Below are 26,586 nucleotides of genomic sequence, written 5' to 3' on the forward strand. Positions count from 1 at the left end.
TCCCGCGGATGGCCGCTCGCACACGTGTCCCCGGAGGGGTTCTGAGGCTCCATGCGTCCATCCTGCCCGCGCTCACTCCTCGGCGAGCACGACCACGTGGTCCTCTTCTCCGAGGGTGAGGGCGGCGGCCTTGGGCGGGTTGAGGAAGACCCCGTAGAAGGGCGGCCGGTCGCTGAGCGCGTGGAGCCGGTAGCCGATGGCGGTCTCCCCGCACTGCCGGGCCGCCTCGATGACCGTCGCGAAGTTCGCTTCCGCGCCCGGGAGCAGGTAGCGGGGCGCGGGCTTGAGGTAGATCTCGGAGCCGGCGGGGTCGAAGAGGTCGGCGAGCACGTCGTGGAGGTCGGGGTTCTCGGCCAGCTGGGTCAGCAGCAGGCAGACGAGCTTGGTGCTGACGATGAAGTCGTCGGCCTTGGTGACCTGGGCCACCTCGCGGTTGCTGTCGTCGTTCATCTCCGTGACGATCGAGTACGGGTCGCCAAGGCGGACCGCGATGTCGCGCAGGTGGAGCAGGGTGACCAGGGTGCGGTCGTCAGCGAGGTCGGGCGGAACGCTCTCGTCCGAGAGGACGACGACGTGCTGGTAACCACCCGGACCGAGGGACTCCAGCGACCTCCTGCTGGTGGGGTCACAGGGGCGGTGACGGACCGTGAGGTTCTCCCGCGGGGTGCCGAGGGCCTCCACGGGCCAGCGCGGTGCGGCGATGTCGAGGACGGAGCCGGGCCGGACGAACTGGTCCAGCAGGCTGACGATCTTCGGGGCGCGGGAGTTCCAGCCGATGAGCAGGGTTCGGTCGGGGGCGGGCGCGGGGCCCGGGAGGCAGGAGATGGCCGTGCGGACGACGGGGACGCCGGTGTCGGCCAGGCGGATGAGCAGGTCGTCCTCGGCGACGACGGCCACGCTGTCCCCGTCCTGGATCACGGTGTCCATCGGAGGGTTGACCAGCACTTCGCCGCCGGGCCTGCGCAGCCCGATGGGGATGCCGAGCTCGTAGGCATGCAGTGCGTCGCCGTAGGTCGTGCCGGTCAGCGCCGGTTCGGGCCGGAGGTAGATCTCGTTGCCGATGAAGCTGAGCAGCTCGTCGCAGACCGCGGAGAGCCCCGCCTGCCGGTGCGACTGGACCACGAGCCGGACGGCGAAGTCCTCGGCGTCGACGACCAGGCCGGTCTCCCCCGCCGCGAGGCGCGCCACGGAGAGGTTGTCCGAGTCCTGCACGGCCGCGACGACGTGGGGCCGCGAGGCGCGCCAGGTGCGGTTGTTGAGCAGCAGCAGCACCTTGATGACGCTGGTGTCGCTGTCGTCCCCGCCGGGCGGCAGCACCATGACCGACCGGGCGGTGTCGGGGCTCACGAGCTCGAGGTCGGCCCGCTTGAGGGGGTTGCCGGAGCGGCAGATGACGTGCGTGCGGCCCGTGACGGGGACGCGGGTGCGGATCTGCTCCTCCATCGTGACCTTGTCGCGGTCGGCGAGGATCACCACGCACGAGCGGCGCTTGCTCTGGTTGGCCTCGACCAGCTCGGCGACCACCGTGAAGACCTGTTCCGACCAGCCCAGGATGATGGTGTGCCCGCGCTCGACGAGCCGCGAGCGGCCCTTGCGCAGCTGCTGGAGCCGGATGTCCAGGCCGGTGGTCAGGACGCCGATGAGCGCGCTGACGATGAAGATGCCGCCGATGGTCACGAGCAGCATCAGCACCAGGAACGCCGGTCCCCCGGTGTCGCCGCCCATCGTGCCCGGGTCGAGGGTGCGCAGCATGCTCATCCAGGCCACCCCGGCCCAGCCGCCGTTGGCCTCGGTGTCCTCGTCGGTCCACAGCACCACCAGGACGGTGGTGGAGCCGACCAGCAGGAGCGAGGCCAGGGCGAGCCAGCCGATGAGGGCGGGGGTCCCGCGGTCCATGGTGGCGTCGAACCAGTACCGCAGCCGTTCCCGCAGCGTCGCGCGCGTCATCTCCCGCTCCCCCTCGCTCCGGACGGATCATCCCAGGCGGAGGGCGTCCCGGTGGCAGAATGGCCGGGTGGACCTCCTTCCCCATTTCCACCGTGAGGTACGGGCGTTCGAGGCCGCGGCCCGCCGGGCGGCCGCCGCGGGCGGGGCGCCGCCGGTCCCCTCCTGCCCCGGCTGGTCGGTGTCGGACCTGGTGGTGCACCTGGGCAGCGTGCACCGGGGCGTCGCGCACATCATCAGGGACCGGCTCACGGGCCCGCCGGACGCCTGCGACCCGGCCTTCTCCGCCGGGCTCCCCGAGGACACCGCGGACTGGCCGCGGCCGGAGCACGCGCCCAACCACGGGCCGCTGCCGCAGAGCCTGGCCGACTGGTTCGCGGACGGGGCGGCCGCGCTGGAGGCCCTGTTCCGCAGCCGCGCTCCGGAGGAGCCCGCCTGGACGTGGTCGCGGGAGCGGACCACCGGATTCTGGCTGCGGGTGCAGACCATCGAGGCGGCCGTGCACCGCTGGGACGCGGAGAACGCCCTGGGGGCGCCCGGGCCGGTCGACGCCGCGCTCGCGGCGGAGGCCGTGGACCACTCCTTCGAGGTGATGGTGCCGTGGAGCCGCACCCGCACCGCCGCACCGCCCGGCTCCGGGGAGCGGTACCGCTTCCGGCGGACGGACGGCGCCGGGGTGTGGACGGTGCGTTTCGACGGGGACGACGTCCGGTCCGGCGACGGCACCGGCGGGCAGGAGGCCTGTGACGTCGAAGTGTCCGGTACGGCTTCGGAGCTGATGTTGTTCCTCTGGGGCCGGATCCCCGCCGGCCGGCTCGCGGTGCGGGGCGACCGGGCGGTCCTGGACCGCTACGCCACCCTGGTTCCCCCGGTCTGAAAGCCGCGTGCGGGGCCCGTCTTCCTTGACCCCGCCCGGTGGGGGCTGATAGACCCCGGATACCTGAACGCACGCCGGGGCTGCGGGAGTTGGATGATGGAGATCACCGACGATTTCGGTCTTCCGGTCGCCATGATCGGCGCCGGTGAGCTCGCCGCCGCCCCCTGGACCCGGGCCGACCCGAAGTCCGTGGCCGTCGTCCGGATGACCGACCCCCCGCCGGAGCTCCACGGCGAACTGGCCCGCCGCGGCTTCGTGCGCAAGCCCTCGACCGTGACGTGGCGGGCGGCCCTCGGAGGGGGCGAGGAGGAGTTCCTGCGGCGCCTTCCCCGCAAGTCCCGGCAGCGCATCCACCAGGCGCGCCGTACGATCGTGCGGGACGGCCTGCGGGAGGTCGTCGAGGACCGGATATCGCCCGAGGGCCTCGACCTTTTCCTCGACCTCTACGAGGACCGGGTGGCGCGGATGCCGTACGGCGTGGCCTTCGCCCGCAGGTTCCGGGAGACCATCCTGCACGGCCCGGAGAAGTACTTCGCCGTGTTCCTGTACCGGGGGGAGGCGCTGGAGGGCGGCACCCTCGCGCTGGAGTCCCCGGACGAGAGCGCGGTCAGGCTGCGCTGGTCCGCGGTCACCGAGGCGGCGCGGCGGGCGAGCCTTCCGCGCGCCCTCTACTGCGCGACGATGCGGGTGGCCCGTGAGAAGGGATACGCGTGGGCCACGATGGGCGACGACCCCAACCTCTACGGCCACATCCCCCGTCCGGGGCTGTTCACCTTCAAGGCGAGCATGGCCTTCGAAGCGGTCCCGTCACAGGACTTCGCGGATCCGGCGGGCTTCGACGAGGCCGATCTGGTGCTGTCGCTGGACGCGCTGACGGACCCGGTGCTCATGCTCGGCTACGCGGACGGCGGCTCCGGCGGCGACGGCGGGGCGAGCGGCCGCGCGGACGGCCCGGCAGGGCGCAGGCTGCGGGCCTTCCTGGTGAGCGGCTCGCACGTGGACGTCGAGCCGTACACCGCTCCGTTCCTGTCCGGCCCGGCCGTCGTGCGCCGGCTGCCGGGCGGGCTCAGGGGGTGATCCGGCCGCCGCCGCGGGCCTGCGTCGCGTCGCACCAGGCGGGGCCGGGGCCCGTGCAGCGCCGGTACGGCGGGGCGGGGACGCCCCGGGCGCGCAGCCGGGCGCCGTCGTCGAGGTGGAAGTCGGGGCGGGGCCGGCTCTCGTCGTAGTAGCGGTGGAAGACCGGGGTGAGCGCGCCCGACATGGGCGGGACGATCCACGACCAGTCCGCCGGGCAGCTGCGGCCGGCGAGCTCCTCCCTGGCCAGGTGGCGCAGGAAGCGGGCGGATTCGGTGTGGTGGTCGGCGATGGTCACCCCGGCGGCGTCGAAGGAGTGCAGGACCGCCCGGTTGACCTCGACGAGCGCCTGGTCGCGCCAGAGGGTGCGGGTGCTGGAGGTGTCCAGGCCGAGCCTGCGGCCGACCTCCGGCAGGATGTCGTAGCGGTCGGCGTCGCAGAGGTTGCGGACGCCGATCTCGGTGCCCATGTACCAGCCGTTGAAGGGCGCCGCGGAGTAGGAGATCCCGCCGATGCGCAGCCGCATGTGGGAGATGGCGGGGACGGCGTGCCAGCGCAGGCCGAGCTCCGCGAACCAGGGCAGGGCGGGGTGGCTGAGCGGGACCTCCAGCACGTCCTCCGGCGGGACCTCGAACATCTGTAAGGCGTTCCCCCTGGTCTGGATGATCAGGGGCAGTACGTCGAAGCGGCCGCCCGCGCCCTCCCAGCCCAGCTTGGCCGCCAGTTCGGCCAGCCCGAACCCGCCGGGGTCGCCGGTGTAGCCGCCTTCGAAGCGCAGGTAGCCGGCGTAGCGGATGAGCTGCTCGTTCCAGATGAGGACGGGCGGACCCTCGGCGTCGTCCTGCGGGAAGACGGTGACGACCGGTCTGATCCGCCCGGCGTTGGTGGCCGTCCGCAAGTGGGCGAGGCACTCGGCGGCGACGTCGGCGGCGTTCGTGACGTGCCGGCGGTCGCGGACGCGCAGGCTCTGCCAGTAGAGCCTGCCGATGCAGCGGGCGGAGTTGCGCCAGGCGACCTTGGCGCCGAAGACGAGCTCTTCGGGGGTGTGGCGGTAGGTACCGGTCTCGGCTATCTGCCGGCGTATCGCGATCAGCCGGGTGTGGAGTGCGGTGTCGTCCAGCCCGGACTCGTCGTGGAACTGCCGGACGAAACGCTCTGCTTCCCCCTGGTCCACCACGGCCCGCGGTTGCCGCCCGTTTCGCTGATCCGTCGTCATCGAGCCCCCACCTTGCGCCGGCCGCGGCCGGCTCCGGCCCGGACGGCCGGGAAAAAGACCTTCGGACATGCGCGCCGGGACATCGTATGCGGCGGCCTCGCGGCGGCCAAGGAGTCTGCGGAAAGGCCCCCGGGCCGCCCCATCACCATGTCCGATGACCGCCAGACAGGCGGGCGCGGCGTGGGAACAATGACCACGTGCTCGACTTCGACAGCTACTACCGGGCCATGGCCAGCCGCGACGCACGCTTCGACGGGTCCTTCTACGTCGCGGTGACCACCACCGGCGTCTACTGCCGCCCGGTGTGCGGCTCGCGGACCCCGAAGCCGGAGAACGTGCGCTTCTTCCGGATCGCCGCGGCGGCCGAGGCCGCGGGGTTCCGGGCGTGCCGCAGGTGCCGGCCCGAGGCGGCGCCCTCCTCCCCCGAGTGGAACGTGCGCGGCGACCTGGTGGCGCGAGCGCTGCGGCTCATCGCGGGCGGCGCGGTCGACGAGATCGGGGTGGCCGGGGTGGCCCGGCAGCTGGCGGTCAGCGAGCGCCACCTGCACCGGCAGCTGGTCGCCGAGGTCGGGGTCGGCCCCCTCGCCCTGGCGCTGAACCGCCGGACCCAGGTGGCCCGGCTGCTGATCGAGTCCAGTGCGCTGCTGCTGTCGGAAGTGGCCCTCGCCGCAGGCTACTCCAGCGTCCGGCAGTTCAACGACGGGATGCGCGCGGCCTTCGGCTGCTCGCCCACGGAGCTGCGCAGGGCCTGCGGGGCCCGGGCGGACCAGCGGGCGGGAGACCGTGCCCCCGGCCGGTCCGGGCCGCTGGTGCTGCGCCTGCGCTACCGGCCGCCCTTCGACGGCGCGGGCATGCTGGCGTGGCTGCGCGAGCGGGCCGTGCCCGGCGTCGAGGAGACCGAGGGCAACCGCTACCGCCGTACGCTGCGCCTGCCGCGGGGCAGCGGCACCGCCGAACTCGACCTCACCGTCGCGGCGGCCGCGCGCGGCCGGACCGGGCAGCAGCACGTGACGCTGCGGCTCACGCTCGCCGACCTGCGCGACGTGACGGCCGCCGTACGGCGCTGCCGCGACCTGCTCGACCTCGACGCCGACCCCGCGGCGATCGGGGAGGCCCTGCGCCCCGACCCGTGGATCGGGCCGCTGGTGCGGGCCGCGCCGGGGCTGCGGATGCCCGGGTGCACGCACGGCTTCGAGCCGGCCCTGCGCGTGGTCCTCGAACAGTTCGCCTCCCTGGCGGAGGTGCGCGCGGTCTGCACGCGGATGGCCGCGCACTGCGGAGAGCCGGTCACGGCGGCCGGCGAGGGCCGCCCCTGCCGGCTCTTCCCCTCCGCCCAGGCGCTGGCGGACGCCGATCCGGCCGCGTTCGGCCTCGCCGGGAGACCGGCGGCCGCCGTACGGGCCCTGGCCGGTGCGGTGGCCGCGGAGAAGCTGTCCCTCGAACGGGACGCCGACCGGGAGGAGACCGCGGTGCGGCTGCGCGAGCTGCCCGGCGTGAGCGGGTGGGCGGCGCAGCGCATCGCGATGCACGCCCTGGGCGACCCCGACGCGTTCGCCCCGCAGGACCCGCAGGTGCGGGCCGCCGCGAAGGCCCTGGGCCTGGCCGGGGCCCGCGACGCCGGCCGGCTGGCGGAGCGCGCCCGCGCCTGGCAGCCGTGGCGCTCGTACGCGGCGCTGCATCTGCGGGAGGCGGCGCCCGTCCGGCCTGGAACCACGTGCTGAGCAGCATCGCGCCCCATAAGGGGCGCGGGGAACTGCGCGACCAGCCACCCACGGCCCGCAGCCGACCGACTGTCCACCGGGCGGAGCCCGGAGCCTGAGGAGAACGATGACAGCGCAAGGCATGCGCAGCTCGACGCTGCCCACACCCCTCGGCCCCTTCAGCCTGCTGACCGTCGAGGACGGCATCCTCGCCGCGGGGTTCACGGCCGAACCGAACGGCCTGCTGGCCGAGCTGCCCGCTCCGTGGCGCGAGCACGAGCCGGTGCCGGCGGAGGTGCCCGAGCCGTACGCGTCCGCGCTCGCCGCCTACTTCGACGGCGAGGTCGAGGCGATCGACGCGCTGCCCGTCGTGCAGAGCGGCAGCGGCTTCCGGACGGCGGCCTGGCGGGAGATGCGCCGGGTGCGGCCCGGTACGACGGTCAGCTACCAGGAGCTGGCGGCGTCCGCGGGGAAGCCGGGCGCGGCGCGGGCCGCGGGCGCCGCGTGCGCGTACAACCTGGTGCCGCTGGTCGTCCCGTGCCACCGCATCCGCCGCTCGGACGGCTCGCTCGGCGGCTATTACTACGGCCTCGCGGTCAAGCGGTGGCTGCTCGATCACGAGAGGGGTGCGGGCAGCCGGTGAACGCGTACTGGCGGGTGCTGCGGTCGGGGGACTTCGGGCGGCTGTGGCTGGGCGCGTCCGTGTCGCTGCTGGGTGACGGGATGACGTTCCTCGCGCTGGCGTGGCTGGTGCTCGACGAGGGCGGCACTGGACGGCTGGGGCTGCTGGGGGTCTGCTTCACGGCGCCGGTCGTCGTGGGCGGCCTGCTCGTGGGGCCGCTGCTCGACCGGTTCGACAAGCGCACGCTGCTGATCGCGGACAGCGTGTTCCGGGCGGCGTGCGTGGCCTCGGTTCCCCTCGCGGCGGCCGCGGGCGGGGTGCCGGTGTGGCTGCCGTTCCTGGTGGCGGCGGTCTACGGCCTGCTCAAGATGGTGCCGCTCGCCGGGTTCCCCGCCGCGATCCCGCAGCTCGTCGGGGACCGTGACCTCGACACCGCGAACGCCCTCGAATCGCTGAGCTTCAGCGTGGCGACGGTCGTCGGCCCGGCGGCGGCCGGCGTCCTGGTGGGGGCGATCGGCGCCCCTCAGGTGCTGCTCGTCGACGCGGCGTCCTATCTGGTCTTCGCGGCGCTGGTGGCGACCGTGCGCCGGCCGCTGTCGCCTCCCTCGCGGGCCGGGCGGCAGGCGGGGAAGCAGGCGCCGAAGGCGTCGCTGAAGGGCGTCGCGCGCGACCGGGTGATCGTCTCCACGACCGTCGCCTTCATGCTCTTCAACATCGCCGACGGGATGCTGATCCTGGTCGTCGGGCCGTGGCTGGCGAAGAACGAGCTCCACGGCGGCGCCTCGGTCCTGGGCGCGCTGACGGCGGCCCTGGCGGCCGGGGAGGTCCTCGGCGCGGCGGTGGCCGGCGGGGGCCGCCTCGGGCCCGCGTCGGTGCGGCTGATCGGGCTGGTCCAGACGGGGGCCGCGCTCGCCTTCCTGGGCGTGCTCGGAGCGCCCCGGGAACTCGTGGTCGGCGCCGGCTTCTTCGCGGTGGGCCTGCTGAGTGCGCCCATGACCGTCTGGGCGCAGTCGCTGCGGATGCGGCGCATCCCGCCGGAGCTGCACGGGCGGGCCTTCGCCGGGCTGCGCACGCTGATGACGGGCACGGCGCCGCTCGGGGCGGTGATCGCCGCCCCGCTGCTGGCGGGCGGCAACCTCACCGCCGCGGCCGTGACGATGGCCTGCTGCGCCGGGCTGCCGGGCCTCTACCTGCTGTTGTCCTCCACCGGCGAGGGCTCCGCTCCCGCCGCTGCCGCCGGGCCGGTGCCCGAGCGGGCCGACACCCGCTGAGGCGTGCTCACCACCGTGTGCACCGGCGGCCGGCGGCCGAGGAAGCCGCGCAGGGCGAACTCCCAGCCGTAGGCGCCTGCCAGGGGGAAGACCACGAGGTCCCCGGCGCGCAGCCGGCCGACCCGGATGCCGCGGGCGAGGATGTCCTCGGGTGTGCACAGCGGTCCGGCGAGGGCGACGGTGGTGTCCGTCAGGGCGGGGCGGGGGCACGCGTAGGGCCAGTGGTCGACGTCCACGACGGCGGCGTCGAGGGCGACTTCCAGGAGGGCGGGCAGCATGAAGTGGTTGATGCCGCCGGCGAGGACGGCGAACCGGCTGCCGGCCACCTCCTTCACGTCCGTCACCTGGGCCGCGTAGTAGCCGCTGTCCGCGACGAGCCAGCGCCCTGGTTCGAGGACCACGCGTACGCCCGGCGGGGGCGGGGCGGCGCGCAGCCGGGCGGCGAACCGGCCGAGGTCGAAGGGTGCCTCGCCGCGCGGAGCGACGCCGAGGCCGCCGCCCGCGTCGAGCACGCGCAGGGCGAATCCGTGCGCGCGGGCGGCCCGTACGGCCCAGTGCAGCCGTGCCTGCACGTGGGCGGCGTGGGCGGCGGCGTCGAGGTTGTTGGACACCACGTGGAAGTGGTAGCCGACGAGGTCGAGGCCGGGCAGGGAGCGCGCGAGGGCGGCCGCCTCCGGCAGCGCGTCCTCGCCGATGCCGAACTGGGTGGCGTGGCCGTCCATGCACAGCGCGCCTTGCAGCGGCCCGGTGGCCGCGTTGACGCGGAGCACGACCGGGACGCGGCGGCCGGCCCGGCCGGCCGCGGCGGCGATCCGGTGGAGTTCGAGGGTGCTCTCGGCGCTGACGAAGTCCACGCCCGTCCGGGCCAGGGCCGTCAGCATGGCGTCGGTCTTGCCGGGCCCGGTGGCGATCAGGGCCCGCGCGGAGGCTGCGCGGGCCGCTCCGGCCTCGCCCTCGGAGGAGACGTCGAATCCGTCGGTGGCGGGGGCGAGCGCTTCGAGCACGGCCGGGAAGGAGTTGGCCTTCACGGCGTAGAAGACCTCCGCCCAGTCCGGGAGGCGGGCGCGCAGCAGCGCCGCCCTGCGGCCGGCCGCGGGCGGGTCGTGCACGTACGCGCACAGGGGCTCCGGCCCGGCCTCCTCCGCGAGCAGGCGCAGCCGCTCGGCGACGGGTCCGGGCAGGGCCGAAGCGGGCAGGGCGGGGCGGGCGCCGGTGCCCGGCGAATACTGCTGGGCGGGCCAGGGGACGGGCGCTGCGGGCTGCCCGGCGGGCTGGGCGGCGGCCATCAGAAGTACGTCTCCAGGGGGCCGGTGCGCCGGATGTCCAGGGTGGCGCAGTGGAAGGCGCCGCCGAAGGCCGTGTAGTGCTCGAAGGTGCAGGGGACGGGGTCGAACCCCCACTGTTCGAAGGCCTTGATGAGCGGTGTCTGGGACCGTTCGACGACCACGTGGTCCGGGTCGAGCATGAACACGTTCAGGCTGCTCCACGCGCTCATCAGCCCCCGCTGCATGACCGGGGTGACGACCGGGTCCGGGGGGATGAGCACGTCCCAGGACCGGAAGACGGAAGGGAGCCCTTCCGGGTCGATGAACTCGGGGTTGACCAGGACCTTTCCGGGGGCCAGGGGCAGCAGGGAGGTGTCGATGTGCATGGCCCGCGGGTAGCGCGAGACGACCTCGTGGACGCGGTAGTCCGGGCCGAGGTGCCGACGGAGCCACTCCAGGCCGAGGGCGTTGGTGACGTGGCTGCGCTCCATGAACAGGTCCCGGCCGCAGCGCATGACGTCGGCCGCGTCGAAGACCGGCTCGGCCTCGGTGACCAGGTACGTCATCTCCTCGCCCGGGGGCGGGATCTCGTAGCCGGGGCGGTACTGCGCGTCGAGGAGGCGGGGCTTGGGGGCGGCGGTCCAGCGGGCGCCGCGCTCGAAGTACTCGGTGAGCAGGCCGCGGTAGGGCCAGGTCTCGAAGTACCGGTTGCGGTCGGCCATCGGCACTTCGATGATCTCGTCCCCGACGACGAGCAGGAGGTCGCGGGGGTTCGCGGCCGAGATGCCGTTGGCGACCGCCCAGGCGGGGGTGGCGAACGGGCGGGAGGTGTCGGGCGGGTCGGGGCGGCGCACGGTGACGTGGGCGTCGTGGAGGATGCCGATGAGCTCCTCCAGGCCGCGCTGTGCCTCCTCCACCACCTCCTGGGGCATCCGGGTGCCGGCGGCGGCGCCGAGGTGCTCCTGCGCGGCGGGCGGTACGGAGATGCGGTCGAGCACCTCCCACGACGACGTCATCGCACCGTCGACCCTGCCGACGACGACTTCCTCCAGCGGGTCCCATTCGTTGTGCGAGGAGACCACGGGCATGAGGGGGCTTCCTTCCGTGAGCTTCCGTGAGAGGCGGCGGGGCGACGGGGACGGTGCTAGCGGGTCATGCAGTTCTCGTCGCTCTCGCGGCCGCCCTGGTAGGCGATCTCCCCCTTGATGACCTTGCGGTAGAAGCTCCAGTACGAGGTTTCGGTGACGAGGATCTTCTCCTGCATGGCGGCGTGCAGCTGCGGCACGTTCACCATGGGAACGCCCTGGTGGTAGTGGTGCGCGGTGTGCAGGTTGTTGTAGTTGGTGAGCCAGCGGGCGAAGCGCGAGGCACGGATGGTGCGGGTGTTGCTCAGGACGTTGTCGTCGGTCTGGGTGTTCAGGCCGAAGTGCTCGGGCATCTCGATCAGGAAGTGCGCGGCCTCGCTCACGAGGAGGGCGGGGGCGAACCAGGCCAGGACGACGAACCAGTCGCGGGTCAGCACACCGGCCGCGACCGCGCCGGCCAGCAGGACGAGCAGCAGGGCGTACTCGTTCTGGACGGCCCGTCCGGCGCGCGGCCGTTCGACGCCGGGGATGGGGCGCCGGGCGGCGCCGCGGCCCAGGTTGCGCAGGACGTCGGCGTAGCGGCCGGGGTGGAACGCGGCGAGGGCGAAGCCGTGCAGGCTGTCGAGGCCGTGGAAGCGGTAGTTGAAGAACTCCTGGTTGCGGGGGGTGCCGAGGAAGGCGTGGTGCCGCAGGTGCTCGTACTTGTAGTGGGAGTACGAGCTGAACATGAACACCCCGCAGACGAAGCCCCAGGTCCGGTTCGCCCACCGGGCGTGGAAGGCGTGCTCGTGGAGGCACTCGTGCTGGAGCTCCACCAGGTAGGCGTACATCACGCCGAGGACGAGGACGGCGGCCGCGCAGGTGACGGGGTTGCGGAATTCCAGCAGGGCCGTCCAGCAGACCACGATCACGGCGAAGGCGACGGCGATCTTGGCCAGGAAGCGGCGCGGGCGGCGTTCGAAGTACGACGCCGGCAGGCCGCGCCGGGTGTCGGTGCCCCGGACGGGCGCCAGGGCCACGTCGTGGGAGCCGTCGAGGTTGAGCTGTTCCCCTTCGTGGGGAGCCGTGCGGGACATGGCTGTTCCTCTCTACGGGGGGGGTGCGGGGGCGCTCCGCGGGTTACGGATGCGCAGGGGCGGCGATCAGCCGGCCGGCCGTCAGCGCCGTGGTCACGCAGGGGGCCTGCGCGTAGGACTCCCGGCCGATCGGGTCGCGGGCGAGTGCCGGGCGGGCCGGGGAGCAGGCGGCCCCGGCCTCCCGCAGGAGTGCGGCGGGGGCGCCCCGCACTCGCAGGAGTCCTCTCCCCCGGGCCTCTTCCGCACCGTCCACCAGGCAGTACGCCGCGAGCCAGTCGGGGCGGCCGTCGGCGGAGCGGCCGCGGGGGGTGAGGGAGTCGAGGAGGAGGGCGCGCCGGGGAAAGGGCGTACGGAGGCGGTGGCCCGGTGCGGCCGGGGGGCGGGGGCCGGTGCCGAAGGTGCCGTGCGGCACCAGCCAGCGGTCCGGTTCGGCCAGCAGCTCGCACGCCCGGCAGAGGTCGGCGTGCCGGCGGCCGGTCGCGGTGACGAGCCCGCGGAGGGGGAAGTCGTGCGGCGGGTAGGGCGAGGAGCATCCGCCGCCGGGCCCGCCGGCCGTGCCGTCCTCCTCCCGGGCGGCCGCGGTCAGCGCCAGCAGCGCGGCGGGGCCGAGGACGACGGGGTCGCCGGGGCGGATGTCGCCGGGGTCCGCGGCGGACGCCCAGGGCAGGGAGCGGGGCGGGCCCGTCCCGTCCTTGAGGTGGAGCACGCGGTCGCGGTCGCGGACGAGGAGGTACGTACGCGTGGACAGGGCCACGCGACTGCCGTCGCACATGACGTCCGTCGTGATGCGGCCGGTCTCCACGAGCAGGCCGTCCTCGCCGAGCGCGGGTGCGGCACGGTCGCGGAGCTCGCGGTGGAGGGCCCGGGCGCGGCGCCCCGGCTCCTCGGCGGTGCGGACCGCCCCGGTCGAGGACAGCCGCCACGTGCCGGGCTCGTCGGAGGCGGCGGTCATGGCCAGCCGGGTGCGCGCCTCGCCGGTGCCAGCGGCCAGGCGCACGATGTCGTGGCTGCGGGTGACGGTGACGGCGGGGGTCACGGCGTGCACCGCAGGCGGGAGAGGCGGAGGGCCGGCGCGCACATGCCGACGTCGAACAGCATCTGGCCGTCCTTGCCGCACAGGGCGTTGTCGCCGAACTCGGTGTGCGCGCCCGTCTCCACGACGCGGGTGAGGACGTCGGCGCGCTCGCGCAGGCGGCCGCGGACGTACTCGCCCGTGCGGCGGCCGGAGCGGATCCGCTCGCCGAGCACCAGGCGGGCCTCCAGGGTGGCGCCGGTGCGGATGCCGTCCGCGAGCCGGTGGACGAGGAGCCCGTGGCCGGCGTTCTCCACGAGCGCGTCGGTCCCGGCGTCGCCGGGCCGGCAGACGACGTTCGACATGCGCGGCAGCGGCCGGTGCAGCACCGACGCGGCACGGCTGTTGGCGGTGGGCATCGCCGACTCGGCGGCGGCGCTGGAGAGGCTGTGCAACTGGCGTACGAGCCTGCCCTCGTGCACGATCCGCTGCCGGCCGAGGCACACGATGCCCTCGTCGTCGGTGTCGTAGTGGGCCGGTCCGCCCTCGGCGAGGGGGTCGTCGTCCAGGGTGATCAGCTCGCCGGCCACGCGGCAGCCGAGCCGGTGGGCGAGGGCGGGCGTGCCGCCGGGGGACGCCTCGGCGAAGTGGCCCGCCGCCTCGTGCAGCAGGACGCCGGCGGCCTGGGGCATGAGCACCGCCGCGCACTCCCCCGGCTCCGCGTCGCGGGCCGAGTCGACGGCGGCCAGCAGCCGGGCGGCGGACTCGCGCCACGCGGGGTCGGTGAGCCGGGGCAGCGCCGGGCCGCGGCCGCTGCGCCCGACGGGGACCTCGTGGCCGCCGGGCGTGAGCAGGTCGCCGGTCAGCGACCAGACGTGGCGTGCCTGGGGGGTGCCGGTGCCGTGGGCCGTGCCCGCGACGACCCGGACCGAGGAGACCTGTGAGAACTGCAGGGCGGCCCGGCCCCCGAAGCGGTCGCGCAGGGCGGTGAGGGCGGCCAGGACCTCGTCGTGGTCCTCCGGCGGCTCCGGATCGGGGAGGTCGATGCGCCAGGGGCCGGGCGGGTCGCCGGAGAAGATGCGCGTGCCGCGGCCCGGGCCCCGGTCGTGGCGGCCCGTGCGGGTGGCCAGGAGGTGGGCCGACGTGCCGCGGGGGCCGGCCGTCACCACGCAGCCGGCGGCGGCTTCGCAGGCGACGCTCTCCCCCGCCGGGGCGTCAGCGGGCATCGGTGTCGCCGTTGACCGGCGCCTCCAGCAGCAGGCCCATCCCGGCCAGCGAGCGGACCAGCTCCAGGCCGCGGCGGAGCGTGGTGTCCGGGTCGCCGGAGCCCTCGGGGAAGACCTCGGCGATGAGCTGCCGCGCGGTGCGCCGGCCGTCGGCGCGCTCCAGCATTTCGCGCGCGCTGCGGCCCAGCTGGATGGTCTCGATCCGGTCGTGGGCGCTCTTGCGGGTGATCACGTAGCTGCTGCCGTTCGCGCCCGTGCCGTCCTCGGCGGCGGGTGCCCCGGCCGCGCCGCGCAGCATCCGGTGCAGGTCGTGCGGGAACTCGGCGCTGAGGAAGTCCCCGGCGCGGAGGGCGGATTCGGGGCCCACGCCGGGAGCGGCGGGGCGCGGGGGCGGCTCGGGCAGGTCGGCCGCGGCCAGCCGCATCATCTCGTAGCGCACGAGGGACGCGGCCGGCGAGTCCTCGATGCCGAGCCGGACGGTCTCCTCCTGCGCGAAGACCAGCAGGTCCCGTGCCTCGCTCTGGTGACGGAAGCGGGTCCCCGGCGAGTGCTCGGCGTTGTACTCCTCGATCCAGGCCACCCAGCGCTCGTACCAGTCCATGGGCGAGTCGTAGTACGGCAGGAGCCGCGGCCACAGGGACGCGAGGACGACGACGTGGCCCGAGAGCTCCTCGGCCGCGTCGATCAGCGCGTCGCCCACGTCCGGGCAGGCGAAGCGGTAGTCGGTGCAGAAGAGGTCCTTGTGCTCGCGCCGGTACTGCTGGATCTGTCCCATGAGCGGGTCGGTGACGGGGATGTCGTAGTACTCGGCGGGGCGGTTGAGGGTGGGCGCGTACTGCTTGTACATGGGCGACTGGTGCAGCGGGACGAGCGTGAAGAGCTGGCTGCGGCCCTGGCCCTCCTCCAGGAACTGGAAGAAGCGGGTGAGGGTCTCGGACATGGTCGCGCGGGTCTCGGTCGGGTAGCCGACGATGAAGCCGGTGACGGGCCGGATGCCCGCGGCCTTCGTCGCCCGGACGACCTCCAGGGACCGTTCGAGGTCGAGGTTCTTCTTGATCCAGCGCTGCATCTTCGGCGAGCCGCTCTCGATGCCGTAGTAGATCTCCTCGCAGCCCGCCGCGCCCATCTTGTCCAGGAGCGCGGCGTCGATGAGGTCGGTCCTGGTGCTGCAGCCCCAGGTGACGCCGAGGTCGCGGGCGATCAGGGCGTCGCAGAACTCGTGGGTCCAGGGGCGGTTGCAGGTGAAGATGTCGTGCGAGAAGTTCACGCTGGTGCGGCCGAACACGTCGCGGACGTACTCCAGCTGCCGGATGATGTCGTCGATGGGCCGCATGCGGAACTTGCGCTCCCAGAAGGGTGCGGTGGCGCAGAAGGAGCAGCGGAAGGGGCAGCCGCGGCCGACGTCGAGGTACAGCCGGGCGCCCTTGGACATGTCGTAGGCGTAGTAAGCGGGCCAGGGCAGGTCGGCGAGGTCCTGGAAGAGCGGCCGTTCGGCGTTGACGACGGCCTCGCCGCCCTTGCGGTGGGTGAGGCCGCGGATCCCCGAGGGGTCCCCGCCCGCGTGCAGGGTCTCCAGGAGCTCGTTGAAGGTCGCCTCGCCCTCGCCCCGCACGATGAAGTCGGCCCAGGGGAAGCGGCCGAGGAACTCGGCGCTGATGGGGGTGACGGCCGGACCGCCCAGGCAGATCAGGGTGTCCGGGGAGCGCCTGCGCAGGGCCTGCCCGAGGAGGACGGTGTGGACGAGGGAGTCCGCGTCGGTCATCAGCCCGACCAGGGAGTCGCCGGCCGCGAGCACGGACCGGGCGAGGCTGTCGTAGAGGGCGTCGTCGTTGGGCACGGCGCCGTCGAGCAGCAGCTGGTTGGTCTCGACGACCTCGATCGCGGCGGGTGCTCCGGCCGCGTCGGCGGCGGCCTTGAGGGACAGCAGGCCGACGGGGACGAAGTTCTGCATGGGCGGCGGGTCGCCGGGGCGGGTCCGCAGGGACATCCCGCCGTGGTTGAGGTGCGGGCTCGTGGCGAGCGCGACCTTCATCATGAGCGCTCCCCGGGCACGGTGCTGCGGGCCGGGGCCGGGGCCGTGCCCGATGCGGGGGCCGGGGCCGCGTCCCGGGCTTCGGGCCCGGCCCGTTCGCCGCGGCGCAGTTCGACGCGCGGCTCGGCCATGATGCGTGCGCGGAAGAGCTCTTCCCTGCGCAGGATGCTCTGCAGCTGGAAGTCGCTGGTGCCGCAGCCGTCGAAGGTGCCGTTGAGGATGCTGGACTGGCTCGGGCAGCGCCCGGTGCAGAAGTACTTGTCGTCGTTGATGGGGCAGCCTTCGCAGGTGTCGCGGTAGTTGTCCCAGGTGATCTTCCGGATGAGCCAGTCCTCGCTCTCCCAGATGGCGGCGAACGGGGTGAGCTGGACGTTCCCTCCGCACAGCACCTTGTTCCCGGCGCAGGTGCTGCACGGGAAGACGTCCCCGGCGGAGTTCACGTAGCAGACGCCGCGCGCGCTCATGCAGCGGCGGGTGGCGAAGACCATCGTGTAGAGGAAGTCGAGCACCTTGCCCGCGCACAGGCCGAGGGTGCGGTCCTTCTCCCGGCCCCACTCCTCCTCGTCGATCCAGAACCGGGCGGTGCGCTCGACGTCGTGCATCGAACTGGCGAGGTCCTTGTGGAGGGCGCCGCGGCCCATCGGGATGAACGGCACGCTGCGCAGGCTGACGTCGTTCTCCTTCGCCCAGTCGATGATGACGGGGAGGTCGTCGACGTTCTCATGGGTCGTGGTGGTCATGATGCTGGTGTTGAATCCACGGTCCCGGAGTTCGGCGAGCCGGCGGGTGACGTAGGCGAATTCGCCTTCGTTGCGGTATTTCCCCTGTCCGTGCAGGCCGTCGATGCTCATGCTGATGATGACGTCGTCCTGCGGTATGCGGGAGAGGATGCGTTCGCTGAGCGTCGTGCCGTTCGTGGCGATGCCGATGACGAATCCCAGGTCGTACGCACGCTGCACGATCTCGCAGAAATCGGGGTGCATGGTGGGCTCGCCGCCGGTGACGATCAGCGAGAAGACGCCCATGCCCGCCCATTCGTCGAGCAGCCGCATGATGAGCTCGGTGGGCAATTCGGAGCTGCGCGCCCGGCCGCCCTCGACGAAGCAGTGCGGGCAGCGGAGATTGCAGGAGCGGGTGATCTCCAGCCACACCATGGCGGGTGCCCGGAAATGAAAATCCGTCTCCACGGAGAGTCTTTCGACAAGGTGGGCCGTGCATCGTTCGGGTGGTTCGCCCGCGCGCAGCAGGGCTTCGGCGCCCTCGTCGTACATGGCCACCGAACCGTCCGGGAATGCGGCCAGCCAGCCGAAGTCCTCCCGGCGGTAGCGAATGACCGGCCGGGTCCTCGGCGGCAGCCGCCGGGCGTATTCGGGCGTGCAGGACGAAACGTGCTGCAGCAACGTACCCCTCCATCGTCTCCGTCGTCGTCCGTCTCCCCCGCGCGCGGGCGGACGTGAACCGCCGGGGCCCTCGCCGGTGAGCACGAGAGCCCCGGCGGTCGTCGGGTGCTCCGGTTCCCCGCTGCTACTTGGGGGTACCGACGGTGCTGGCCGTGGTGGCCGTGCGCTCTTCGATGACGGAGATCTCCTCGACGGCGCGCTCGGGCGAGTCGGGTACGGACGGCATGTCCTGGGGCGAGACGTGCAGATGGGCGATGCGCAGGTCACCGCGCGCCCCGCGGGTCACCACGAGGCTCTCGCGCAGGTACTGCTGTTCTTCGCCGAGGGCCACCCGGCAGTGCAGGCTGACGAGGGCCGTGTCGCCGAGGATCCGGATCTCGGGCGAGAGCAGCTGGCTGCGCCGGGCCGTACCGGCGGCGAGGGTGAACACCCGCTGGAATTCCTCACGGCTGTCGATGCGGGTGGGCGACGACAGAATGAAGAAGGTGGCGTCGGGGGCGAACAGGTCGAAGTACGCCTGGTCGCTGCGGTCATATGCCGACCGGTACTCCTCCAGGAGTTGCTGGACGGCTTCCCTGGTGATGGCGCCCGCGGTCACCGTGGGCACGAAATCTATGGTCATTGAGCGATTCCCTTGTTTTTCGGCTGCTCCGGCTGCGTCGACTGCATGAGGGACCGGAAAGGGACGTCGTGCGGGAGCACCCCCAGCGGAGCTGAGGGAGGGTACCTGCGGAGAATTTCTCATCTCGCCCTTGCATCAGATCGCAAGGCTCACCCAGTCGCTCGCTTGTTCGCTGGTACCCGACTATCATCGAGGGTGAGTTGGCTGTCAATACCCGTGAACTCCCGCATAAAAGTGCCCAGTTGACAGGTCTGATCGCGGCCGCCGATCAGCGGTTTTCGGCGCGGAATCCGTTATTCGAGCCGGACGGGAATTCGGGAGTCCCGTTCCGAATAGAGGACCACCGGCCGGGGCCGCGGGCCGGGCGGCTTGCACATGGCGCCACGGCGGTGTGAGGATGGCGCCATGGAACTCATGCGGTATGTCGACAATCTGCGCCAGGAACTCCTGGTCGCAGCCGAGGCGGGCGACGCGGAGACCCGCGAGGTCGCCGAGCGCCTCGTCGCGCCGCTCTCCTCCGCCGTCCGGCTCGTCCTGCTCGACGCCCTGTCCGCCGCCGCGGACGAGATCACCAGCGATCTGGCGCCGGGCTCGGTCGAGGTCCGGCTGCGCGGGCTCGACCCGAGCTTCGTCGTCACCCTTCCCCCCGCCGACCACGGCCCCGGCGAGACCGAGGGCGGCTTCGAGCACCCGCACGCCGGTGCGGTGCCCTCGCTGCCCGCCCCGCTGCCGGTGCCGGCGGGCGGGGAGGACGGCGCCACGTCCCGCATCAACTTCCGGCCGCCCGAGCACCTGAAGGCGCGGATCGAGGAGGCCGCCGGGCGCGAGGGCCTGTCGGTCAACGCCTGGCTGGTGCGGGCCGTGTCCGCGATGCTCGACTTCGACGAGCAGGCGCGGCGCCCCGAGCGGCGCGCGCCGCGGGGCGGCCAGCACTACACGGGCTGGGTGACCTGAGCCCGGCCGGTGCCGGAGCATCACCACCGGTACCGGAGCACCGCCACCCTTCCGACCAGCGGGGACACCACCATGCCTGTTTTCGAGACGCCGCAGCCCATCTCCGTCTCCGTCGACCTCCAGGTCGGGGACGTCCGCCTCCAGGCGGACGAGCGCACCGACACGGTCGTCGAGGTGCGCCCGAGCGACCCGGGCAGCTCGGCGGACACGAAGGCGGCCGAGGACACCCGCGTCGAGTACGCGGGGGGCCGGCTGCTCGTCAAGGGCCCGAAGTCGCGCGCCTTCTTCGGCAGGACCGGATCCGTCGACGTGACGATCGGCCTGCCGTCGGACTCGGCGGTCGAGGGCACGGGGCAGATGACCGCTTTCCGCTGCGCCGGGCGTCTGGGCGAGTGCCGCATCAAGACGTCGGCGGGCGACATCCGGGTCCAGGAGACCGGCCCGCTCACCGCCACCACCTCCCTGGGCGACGTCACGGCGGACCGGGTGCGCGGCGCCGCCACGATCACGACCGGGACCGGCGCGATCCGGGCCGGTGAACTGGCGGGGCCGGCGGTGATCAAGAACTCCAACGGGGACAGCCGGATCGGCGAGGCGGCCGGGGACCTGCGGGTGCGGTCGGCCAGCGGCAGCGTCTCCGTCGGCACGGCGCACGCGGCCCTGGAGGCCAAGACCGCCCACGGGGACATCCGCGTCGGCGAGGTCGTGCGCGGCTCGACCGTCCTCGCCACGTCGAGCGGTCAGATCGAGATCGGCATCCGCCCCGGCACGGCCGCACGCCTCGACGTCCGGACGAAGTTCGGCAACGTGCACAACCTCCTGACGGCCTCCGAGGGACCCGGCCGAGCCAAGGAGACGGCCGAGGTGTACGCGACCACGTCGGTCGGCGACGTGACGGTCCGCCGGGCCACGGGCGCCTGAGGCGGGCGCCCGCCGAGGGGCACCGCAGGGTCACTCCCTGCCACCGCGCCTCAGTTGGTCAGGGCCCGCACCACGATCCGCACGCCCCGCCACACCCAGCCCAGGGCACCGAGCTCGATCGCGGTGTCCGCGGCGTCGACGGCCATCTCGGCCCGGTCCGAACGCCGGCAGGCCGGACACGTACGCCGCCGGAAGCGACCGTCCCTTCCACAGCGCTTGCATGCGCCCCTGCGGTTCCACATGGGCATGATCATCCCATGAGCGGGGGCGGCTTACGAAAACGGCAGCCGCCCGCGCGCAGGACGGACCCCTGCCGGTCCGCACCCACACCGAAGGGCCGGTCGGCACCCGCCGACCGGCCCCTGTGTCGTCCGGGTGCCTTGGATCCGCATCCGGGGTCCTACCTCATCCGCCGCCGTGGCACGCGCATGAGCATGAGCAGCCCGGTCCGCATGTGCAGTCGGCACTGTTCGCCGGGGCGGGCTCGTGAAGGGTCATGGCCGGCTGTCCTCCTTCGACGCGCGGTTACCTCGTTCCAGCGAACACCCGCCCGGGGCCGACGACAAGAGGGGTGCACGGTCCGGCGAACCTTGCCGCATTCACACCGCATGCCTCCTGTCCCGTACCTGCCATCACGTCACATGCCACCGCATCGGCCATTGCGCCGGCCGCTCCCCTGCTGGGAGCCTGAGAGTGCCACATCGGGCCTTTTTGGAAAAGAAGGTGCCAATCATGAGGGTTCTGGAGCAAACCATCTCCCGGTACGACCCGAAGTTCGATGTGGCAGCGGCACGGCTGGGGCTCGGGCGGGACGGGAACGTCTATCTGGCCTCCCCGGGCAACGGCCGCGTACTGCGCACCGCCCGGGACGGTTCGGCGCCGCGCACGGGCCGGGTCGGGTACGCGGTGCTGGCCGTCACGGCCAATGCGGCCGGGGTGATCGCCACCGCGGAGGCGCACTTCCCGCACCGCATCGCCTTCTGGGACGCGGGGTTCGCGCCCCTGGGCCACATCGACGACTTCACCACCAGCGACGCGGACGGCTACGCCGCTCCGTCGGCCGTCGAGGCGGGCGAGTCCGGCGACTTCTACGGCATCGACCAGTACAGGCTGCGGGTGCTCCGGCTGAACCCCCGTGGCGTGGTGGCGGTGCACGGCCTCGGGCGGCTCGGCGCCGTGGCGGACCGCGGCGCGGTGGGCCTGCGGGTGGCGGAGGGGCGGTCCCGGCTCTACACGCTGTGGCCGTCGGGGGTGTTGTGGGCGTCCGCGTTCGACGGCACGCCGCTGTGGAGCGTCCGGGTCGGGCCGGCTGGGCCCGACCGCCGGGGGCTGTTCGACCTGGCCGACGACGGCCGCCTTCACGTGCTGCCCGCCGGGCGCGAGGTCAGGATCTTCGGCCTGGACGGCGCCCCCGCCGGCTCGCTCGCCCTGGCGCTGCCGGACAGCCGGTACGCGGCGACGGAACTGCGCCTGCGGGGCGACGAGATCCTGCTGAGACGGTCCGATCCGGCCACGCTGTTCGAGGTGTACGACCGGCGCACCGGCGCCCTGCTCCGGCGGGTGGCCGCCGACGTCGAGAAGCTTGTGGTCGGCTACCCGACGGAGGTGTGGACGGCCGGCACGCCGGTGCCGCTGACGATCACCCATGAGCGGGGCCGGTGGGCCGGGGATCCGCACTTCAGGGTGTGGCTGCGCCCGCTGGGGGTTCCGGAGTTCACCGAGCTGCCGGTCTCCGGCGGCGCGGTCTCTGCGCCGCCCGGGGCCCGCGGCCTCCACCACCTGCGGGTGTCGCCCGATGTCGGCGGCCGGTACAGCGACTACGTCGTGGACGGCGTAGTCGAGATCCGCACGCCGGGGGCGGCGGGGGCGAGCGGGACGCTGTCCGTCCTGACCCCGCTGAACCGCTTCTACTACGGCCGCGGCGAGGCCGTCCCCGTCACCCTTCTCGCACGGACGGCCGCCGGGGCGCAGCCGCCCGCGACCGTACGGCTGAAGGTCCTGCGCGAAGGCCGTGAGGTCACGGCCCGGGACGTCACGCTGCGCGGCGGCAAGGGGGAGCTGACGTTCGACGCCGCGTCCACCGGGGCGTGGGAGCCCGGCCGGTACGTGCTCGACGCCGCCCTTCCCGGCTTCACCGTCGCGCCGCAGTACCTCGAGATCGGCCCGGGCCTCGCCGAGAAGCCGGCGTTCCACCTCGTGCAGCACGGCGACATCTACGCGTTCTCCTTCCCGGCCGACCCGCGCCGGGCGGTCCTGGACCAGACCCTGTCCGACCTGCCGCGGTTCGCCGACGTGCCGGACACGACCGCCGCGCACCTGGCCCGCGCCCGCGCGCTCGGCCTGAACCTCTTCGTCGACCGCCTCGGCATCGACTTCGCCGCCCGCTTCGTACCGCTGCCGGCCGACCCGGAGACCGTCGCGCGGCTGACCGCCGACCCGGTGGCGGTGGCGCCGGAGAAGGCCGTCTTCGAGGACCCGAGCCGCCGGACGATCGCCGGTTACGGCGCGTACGGCATGCAGGAGCAGGCCATCCTGCTCCACAACGACGCCCTGCTGCCGTTCGACACCCCCCGCAACCACGAACCCCGCACCCAGGAGCAGAAGGACGCCGCCCTCAAGGCGACCACTGCCGCGCTGCTGCCCTACGCGGCGTTCCGCGGGTGGAGCTGGGCGGCGAACTGGTGGGTGGTCAAGGTGGGGGCGAACGCCGCGCAGAGCCCCGCGGAGAGGGCCGCGTACCTGGCGGCGCTGCAGACGGCGCGGGCCACGGGGGCGTGGTCCGCCGTCCTCGACACCGTCACCGACCGGAGCTTCGCCCTCAAGACCGATGCCGCGGCCCACTTCCGGGCCGTGCTGCGGACGGTGTCCACCGGCAGGATCGGTGCGATGACCGCGCCCTACCGCGCGATCCACAGCCCGCCGCAGATCATCTTCGGCCCGGCCGACGAGGTCGACCTGCACTACCAGGCGGAGCAGATCCAGCCGCCGCAGGTCACCGGGCACGCGGTCGACTTCTACCGCAGGCCGGGCAAGCCCGTGTGGGGCCACCCCGAGCTGTGGAACGACGACGGCACCGGCGGCATGTTCCTGCCGACCCTGCTGCAGCAGGTCATGCGCGGCGCGAACGGCACGGGCATGACCGGGGACGCGGGCGCCCAGCACCTCGGCGGCCGCGCCCTCGCCGACGAGCGCAACGGAGGGCCGGGTCCGCAGCCCGGGGACCCCCGGTCCGGGGGCGCGGGCAGGACGTCGGTCCTGCGGGCCGCGTTCGACATGATCGCCCGGCTCGGGCCGGCGATCGCCGCCGCCGAGAACGCCGACCGCGTCGCGATCGTGGTGTCCACCCGGATGCAGCGCCTGGAGGTGGACGAGGGAAAGGTGTTCACCGGCTACTTCGCCGCGCTCTTCGAGGCCTACAACGCCTGCCTGTACGCGCACCGGCCGGCCTCGTTCGTCTTCGCCGAGGGCGGCAGCGCCGACGTCCTGCGCCGGTACGGCGCCGTGCTCGTCGTCGGCCAGCGCGTCGCCCTGGACCCGCCGCTGGAGACGGCGCTGCGCAGCGCCGGCGTGCCGGTCTTCTTCGACGGCACCTGCCGCGCCGACCTGCTCAGCGGCTTCACGCCCCTCGGCGCCTCCTTCGACCGGGTCGCCCGCGACGAGGCGCCGCAGAACGACGACGCGGCGTACTACCGCTTCCGCCGGTACTTCCTGGGCCACGCCGACGTGCTGCGCCGGGCCCTGGCCGCCGTGCCGCCGGTCGCCGAGTGCGACAACCCGGAAGTCCTGCTGAGCGAGTGGAGCGCCGGGGGCGTCCGCTACGTCTGGGCGGTCAACAACACCATGCTCGACTGGGAGCCGGGCCTGGCCTGGCGGGTGGGCCTGCTGTCGTCCCACCGGATCCCGGTGACGGCCAAGCTGAAGCTGAACGTCCCGCTGCTGCACAAGGTCGTCGACCTGCTCACCGGCGGGACCGTCTCCCCGCTCGGCGGCGAGTTCACCGCCGACCTGCGCAGCGTGCCCGCGCGCCTGTACGCCGTCGTACCGCTGGTGCACGGACCGCTGCCGTCCGCGCCCGAGGAGTCCTTCGGCCCGCACGTGCGCGACATCGCGGTGTCGTCCGACGGCCGGACCGCCGCGCTCACCGCCTTCAACTGGGACCACAACCTGTACGGCGTCGACCTCGCCACCGGCCGGACGAGCTGGCGGCAGAAGACCGGGCACTTCTTCGCCTTCGCCCCCACGGCCGTGGCCGGCGGGTTCGCCGTGCAGGGCTTCGACGTGCTCAGCGCCGAGGGCTACCACCTCTACCTCCTGGACGCGGCCGGGGCGCCGCGGCGCCGCTTCGCCCTGTTCGGCCTCCCGAAGCGGGCCACCGACTGGGCGCGGGGCGAGTGGGGCTACGACACGGGGCTGAACAACTTCGCGGTGGCGCCGGACGGGTCGTGGGTCGCCACGTCCGGCGACCTCGGGCTCGCCGTGTGGGACGGCGCGGGGAACCGGAAATGGGCGCAGGAGTGGTGGGCGGACCGGCGCACCCCGCTGCGGCTGCTGGCCGTCGACGCCACGACGCTGGTCGCCTTCGGCCGGAGCACGATCACCGGCCTGTCGGCCGCGGACGGCGCCACGCTGTGGTCGATGACGGTCACCGGCGGCTCGGAGACGTTCGGGGGCGGGGTGGTCAGCGGGGACCGGCGCACGGTCGTCATCCGGTCGGACGCCGGCGGCGGACGCCTGTTCGTGATCCGCGGCGGGGTGCTCGTCCGTACGGTTCCGGTCGCCGCCGAAGAGGTCTCCGTCTCCGCCGACGGGTCGTTCATCGCCGTCACCTCCGGCAGGCAGCTCAAGGCGGTCGACGCCGGCGGGGGCCTGCTGTGGACGTACACCGGCGACGACCTCCTGCGGCGCCCCCGCGTCGCACCGGACGGGACGCGCGTCGCCGTGGGCAGCGAGCTCGGCACCCTGGCGGTGCTGAGCCGCGACGGCACCCTCCTGGCGGCGCCCGACCTCAAGGCACTGCCCGTGCCGGCCTGGCTGCCCGGCGGCGACCTGCTGGCGGCCACCTGGACGGGGACCGCGATCCGCTACGGGCCCGATCTGCGGCCGCGGTGGCAGAGCAGGCTCGCCCCGGCCGAGACCGACGTCCGGCCGAAGCTGCGCGCACCGGACCCGGTGCCGGTGGTGCGCAGGACCGGCTGGGGCAACGCGGCGCACCCGCCCTTGCCGCTGACGCCCAACCTGCTCGCGGACACGCACGCGCTGATCCGCGCCGAGCTGACCGACCCGGTGCGGATCGTCGACCTGACGGCGCAGAACCCCACCGGCATCCTCCACGACGGCAGGCCGGACCCGCCTGCCGAACCGTGGCTGCCCTGGTCGGTGGTCAACCTCGTGGACAGCGGATGGCACGGCAAGTTCCTGCTGGCCGTCGACACCTTCCGCACCCAGGTGGAGCTCACCGGCGTCACCTTCGCCGAGGACCCCGCGCACCCCGAGTCGTGGCTGCGCGACGTCCGGCTCCAGTGGTGGGAGGCCGAGAGCGAGCTATGGCGCGACGGGCCCCTGCTGCTGTCCGACGAAGCGGTGCACAGCCACGTGCTCGGCCGGCCGCTGCAGGCCGCGCGGTTCCGGTTCGTCACCACCGGCGGGGGCGCCTGGCCCGCGGGCAACCTCCGCCTCGGCGAGCTGGTCCTGCACGGCCGGGTACTGGGCAACTCGCACCGTGACGTGCTGAACCGGCGACCCCGCGCGGTCCTGTTCGACGAACGGGTGGGCGACCTGCGAGCCGCCCTGCAGCACGGCCACAATCCCGCGTTCGCCTTCGAGCAGGGCGGCGCGTACTCCGGCGCCACGTGCCTGAAGCTGACCGGGCCGGGAGAGGCGCACCCGCTGTTCATGGGCGCCGCGTTCGGCCACGCGGTCCCCGACTGGAACTTCGAGATCGCGGAGAACCCGGAGCCGGGTCAGTACCGCCACCTCCAGTTCGCCTGGAGGACCGCCGGTCCGCAGACCACCGGGATCGGGCTGCGGATCGGGCCGGCCTGGCCGAGCCCCGCGGTCGTGGTGTCCGCCGGGGATTCCGTATGGCTCCCCGGCTCGGTCCTCGTCGAGCACAGGGTCGCCGCGCTGCCCACCGCGTGGACGACCGTGCGCCTGGACCTGTGGGCGCTGACCGGCGGGAGGCTGCCGCGGATCACCAGCCTCGGCCTGCGCAGCAACGGCGGCGGCGCGCTCTTCGACCAGCTGCTGCTCGGCCGCACCCCGGCCGACCTCCCGTAGGAGATCGCCCGCA

Annotated in this window: 18 protein-coding genes; 8 read left to right on the forward strand and 10 right to left on the reverse strand. The window is 73.7% G+C overall.

The annotated features are described in order from the left end of the window. Positions 1-72: 72 nt before the first annotated feature. Positions 73-1,947, reverse strand: a complete 1,875-nt coding sequence (locus tag NQU55_RS21885) for a CASTOR/POLLUX-related putative ion channel (RefSeq protein WP_256790984.1) — start codon at positions 1,945-1,947, stop codon at positions 73-75. Between the two features lie 67 nt (positions 1,948-2,014). Between NQU55_RS21885 and NQU55_RS21890 the strand changes: the two genes are divergently transcribed. Further along, positions 2,015-2,821 carry a maleylpyruvate isomerase family mycothiol-dependent enzyme gene (locus tag NQU55_RS21890; RefSeq protein WP_168091779.1) on the forward strand — a complete coding sequence of 269 codons (807 nt, stop codon included), beginning with the start codon at positions 2,015-2,017 and terminating at the stop codon, positions 2,819-2,821. Positions 2,822-2,914: 93 nt separating this feature from the next. Beyond that, complete coding sequence (locus tag NQU55_RS21895; protein ID WP_168091780.1) at positions 2,915-3,898, forward strand: GNAT family N-acetyltransferase; 984 nt, start codon at positions 2,915-2,917, stop codon at positions 3,896-3,898. On the opposite strand, the gene NQU55_RS21900 is transcribed toward NQU55_RS21895, so the two are convergent. After that, positions 3,888-5,111: a nitric oxide synthase oxygenase gene (locus NQU55_RS21900; protein ID WP_168091781.1), complete on the reverse strand. Its 1,224-nt coding sequence runs from the start codon at positions 5,109-5,111 to the stop codon at positions 3,888-3,890. The genes NQU55_RS21895 and NQU55_RS21900 overlap by 11 nt on opposite strands. 197 nt (positions 5,112-5,308) lie before the next feature. Here NQU55_RS21900 and NQU55_RS21905 point away from each other — a divergent pair, with 197 nt between their 5' ends. The 3 genes from NQU55_RS21905 (at position 5,309) to NQU55_RS21915 (ending at position 8,704) form a co-directional block, all read left to right on the forward strand. Continuing rightward, a complete protein-coding gene (locus tag NQU55_RS21905; RefSeq protein ID WP_256790985.1) occupies positions 5,309-6,832 on the forward strand; it encodes a bifunctional transcriptional activator/DNA repair enzyme AdaA in 1,524 nt (507 codons plus the stop codon). A 106-nt stretch (positions 6,833-6,938) separates the two neighbouring features. Then, positions 6,939-7,454 (forward strand): methylated-DNA--[protein]-cysteine S-methyltransferase, encoded by a 516-nt coding sequence (locus tag NQU55_RS21910; protein WP_206329074.1) that lies wholly within the window; start codon positions 6,939-6,941, stop codon positions 7,452-7,454. Further along, complete coding sequence (locus tag NQU55_RS21915) at positions 7,451-8,704, forward strand: MFS transporter (RefSeq protein WP_168091782.1); 1,254 nt, start codon at positions 7,451-7,453, stop codon at positions 8,702-8,704. The genes NQU55_RS21910 and NQU55_RS21915 overlap by 4 nt, the downstream gene beginning before the upstream one ends. Here NQU55_RS21915 and NQU55_RS21920 read toward each other — a convergent pair. The 8 genes from NQU55_RS21920 to NQU55_RS21955 form a co-directional block, all read right to left on the reverse strand. Further along, a complete protein-coding gene (locus tag NQU55_RS21920) occupies positions 8,620-9,990 on the reverse strand; it encodes an alanine racemase (RefSeq protein WP_168091783.1) in 1,371 nt (456 codons plus the stop codon). The genes NQU55_RS21915 and NQU55_RS21920 overlap by 85 nt on opposite strands. Beyond that, entirely contained in the window at positions 9,990-11,057 is a 1,068-nt protein-coding gene (locus NQU55_RS21925) for an amidinotransferase (RefSeq protein WP_168091784.1), read from the reverse strand. The genes NQU55_RS21920 and NQU55_RS21925 overlap by 1 nt, the downstream gene beginning before the upstream one ends. A gap of 56 nt (positions 11,058-11,113) precedes the next feature. Further along, entirely contained in the window at positions 11,114-12,130 is a 1,017-nt protein-coding gene (locus NQU55_RS21930) for a fatty acid desaturase family protein (protein WP_168091785.1), read from the reverse strand. Between the two features lie 43 nt (positions 12,131-12,173). Next, positions 12,174-13,166 (reverse strand): hypothetical protein, encoded by a 993-nt coding sequence (locus NQU55_RS21935; RefSeq protein WP_168091786.1) that lies wholly within the window; start codon positions 13,164-13,166, stop codon positions 12,174-12,176. Continuing rightward, entirely contained in the window at positions 13,163-14,368 is a 1,206-nt protein-coding gene (locus tag NQU55_RS21940; protein WP_168091787.1) for a metallopeptidase TldD-related protein, read from the reverse strand. Before NQU55_RS21940 ends, NQU55_RS21935 begins: the two co-directional genes overlap by 4 nt. Then, positions 14,358-16,403: a B12-binding domain-containing radical SAM protein gene (locus NQU55_RS21945; RefSeq protein ID WP_168091788.1), complete on the reverse strand. Its 2,046-nt coding sequence runs from the start codon at positions 16,401-16,403 to the stop codon at positions 14,358-14,360. Before NQU55_RS21945 ends, NQU55_RS21940 begins: the two co-directional genes overlap by 11 nt. Next, on the reverse strand, positions 16,400-17,800 hold the full coding sequence (locus NQU55_RS21950; RefSeq protein ID WP_168091789.1) for a radical SAM/SPASM domain-containing protein: 1,401 nt from the start codon (positions 17,798-17,800) through the stop codon (positions 16,400-16,402). The genes NQU55_RS21945 and NQU55_RS21950 overlap by 4 nt, the downstream gene beginning before the upstream one ends. Positions 17,801-17,924: 124 nt before the next feature. Continuing rightward, complete coding sequence (locus tag NQU55_RS21955) at positions 17,925-18,422, reverse strand: nuclear transport factor 2 family protein (protein WP_168091790.1); 498 nt, start codon at positions 18,420-18,422, stop codon at positions 17,925-17,927. 405 nt (positions 18,423-18,827) lie between these two features. On the opposite strand from NQU55_RS21955, the gene NQU55_RS21960 reads away from it, so the two are divergent. The 3 genes from NQU55_RS21960 (at position 18,828) to NQU55_RS21970 (ending at position 26,573) form a co-directional block, all read left to right on the forward strand. Then, positions 18,828-19,376: a hypothetical protein gene (locus NQU55_RS21960; RefSeq protein WP_168091791.1), complete on the forward strand. Its 549-nt coding sequence runs from the start codon at positions 18,828-18,830 to the stop codon at positions 19,374-19,376. Between the two features lie 72 nt (positions 19,377-19,448). After that, complete coding sequence (locus NQU55_RS21965; RefSeq protein WP_168091792.1) at positions 19,449-20,297, forward strand: DUF4097 family beta strand repeat-containing protein; 849 nt, start codon at positions 19,449-19,451, stop codon at positions 20,295-20,297. Between the two features lie 732 nt (positions 20,298-21,029). Beyond that, positions 21,030-26,573 carry a hypothetical protein gene (locus tag NQU55_RS21970; protein ID WP_168091794.1) on the forward strand — a complete coding sequence of 1,848 codons (5,544 nt, stop codon included), beginning with the start codon at positions 21,030-21,032 and terminating at the stop codon, positions 26,571-26,573. The last annotated feature ends 13 nt before the right edge of the window (positions 26,574-26,586 follow it).

Origin of the sequence: Streptomyces telluris, assembly GCF_024519335.1 — a bacterium.
GTDB classification, from domain to species: domain Bacteria; phylum Actinomycetota; class Actinomycetes; order Streptomycetales; family Streptomycetaceae; genus Streptomyces; species Streptomyces telluris.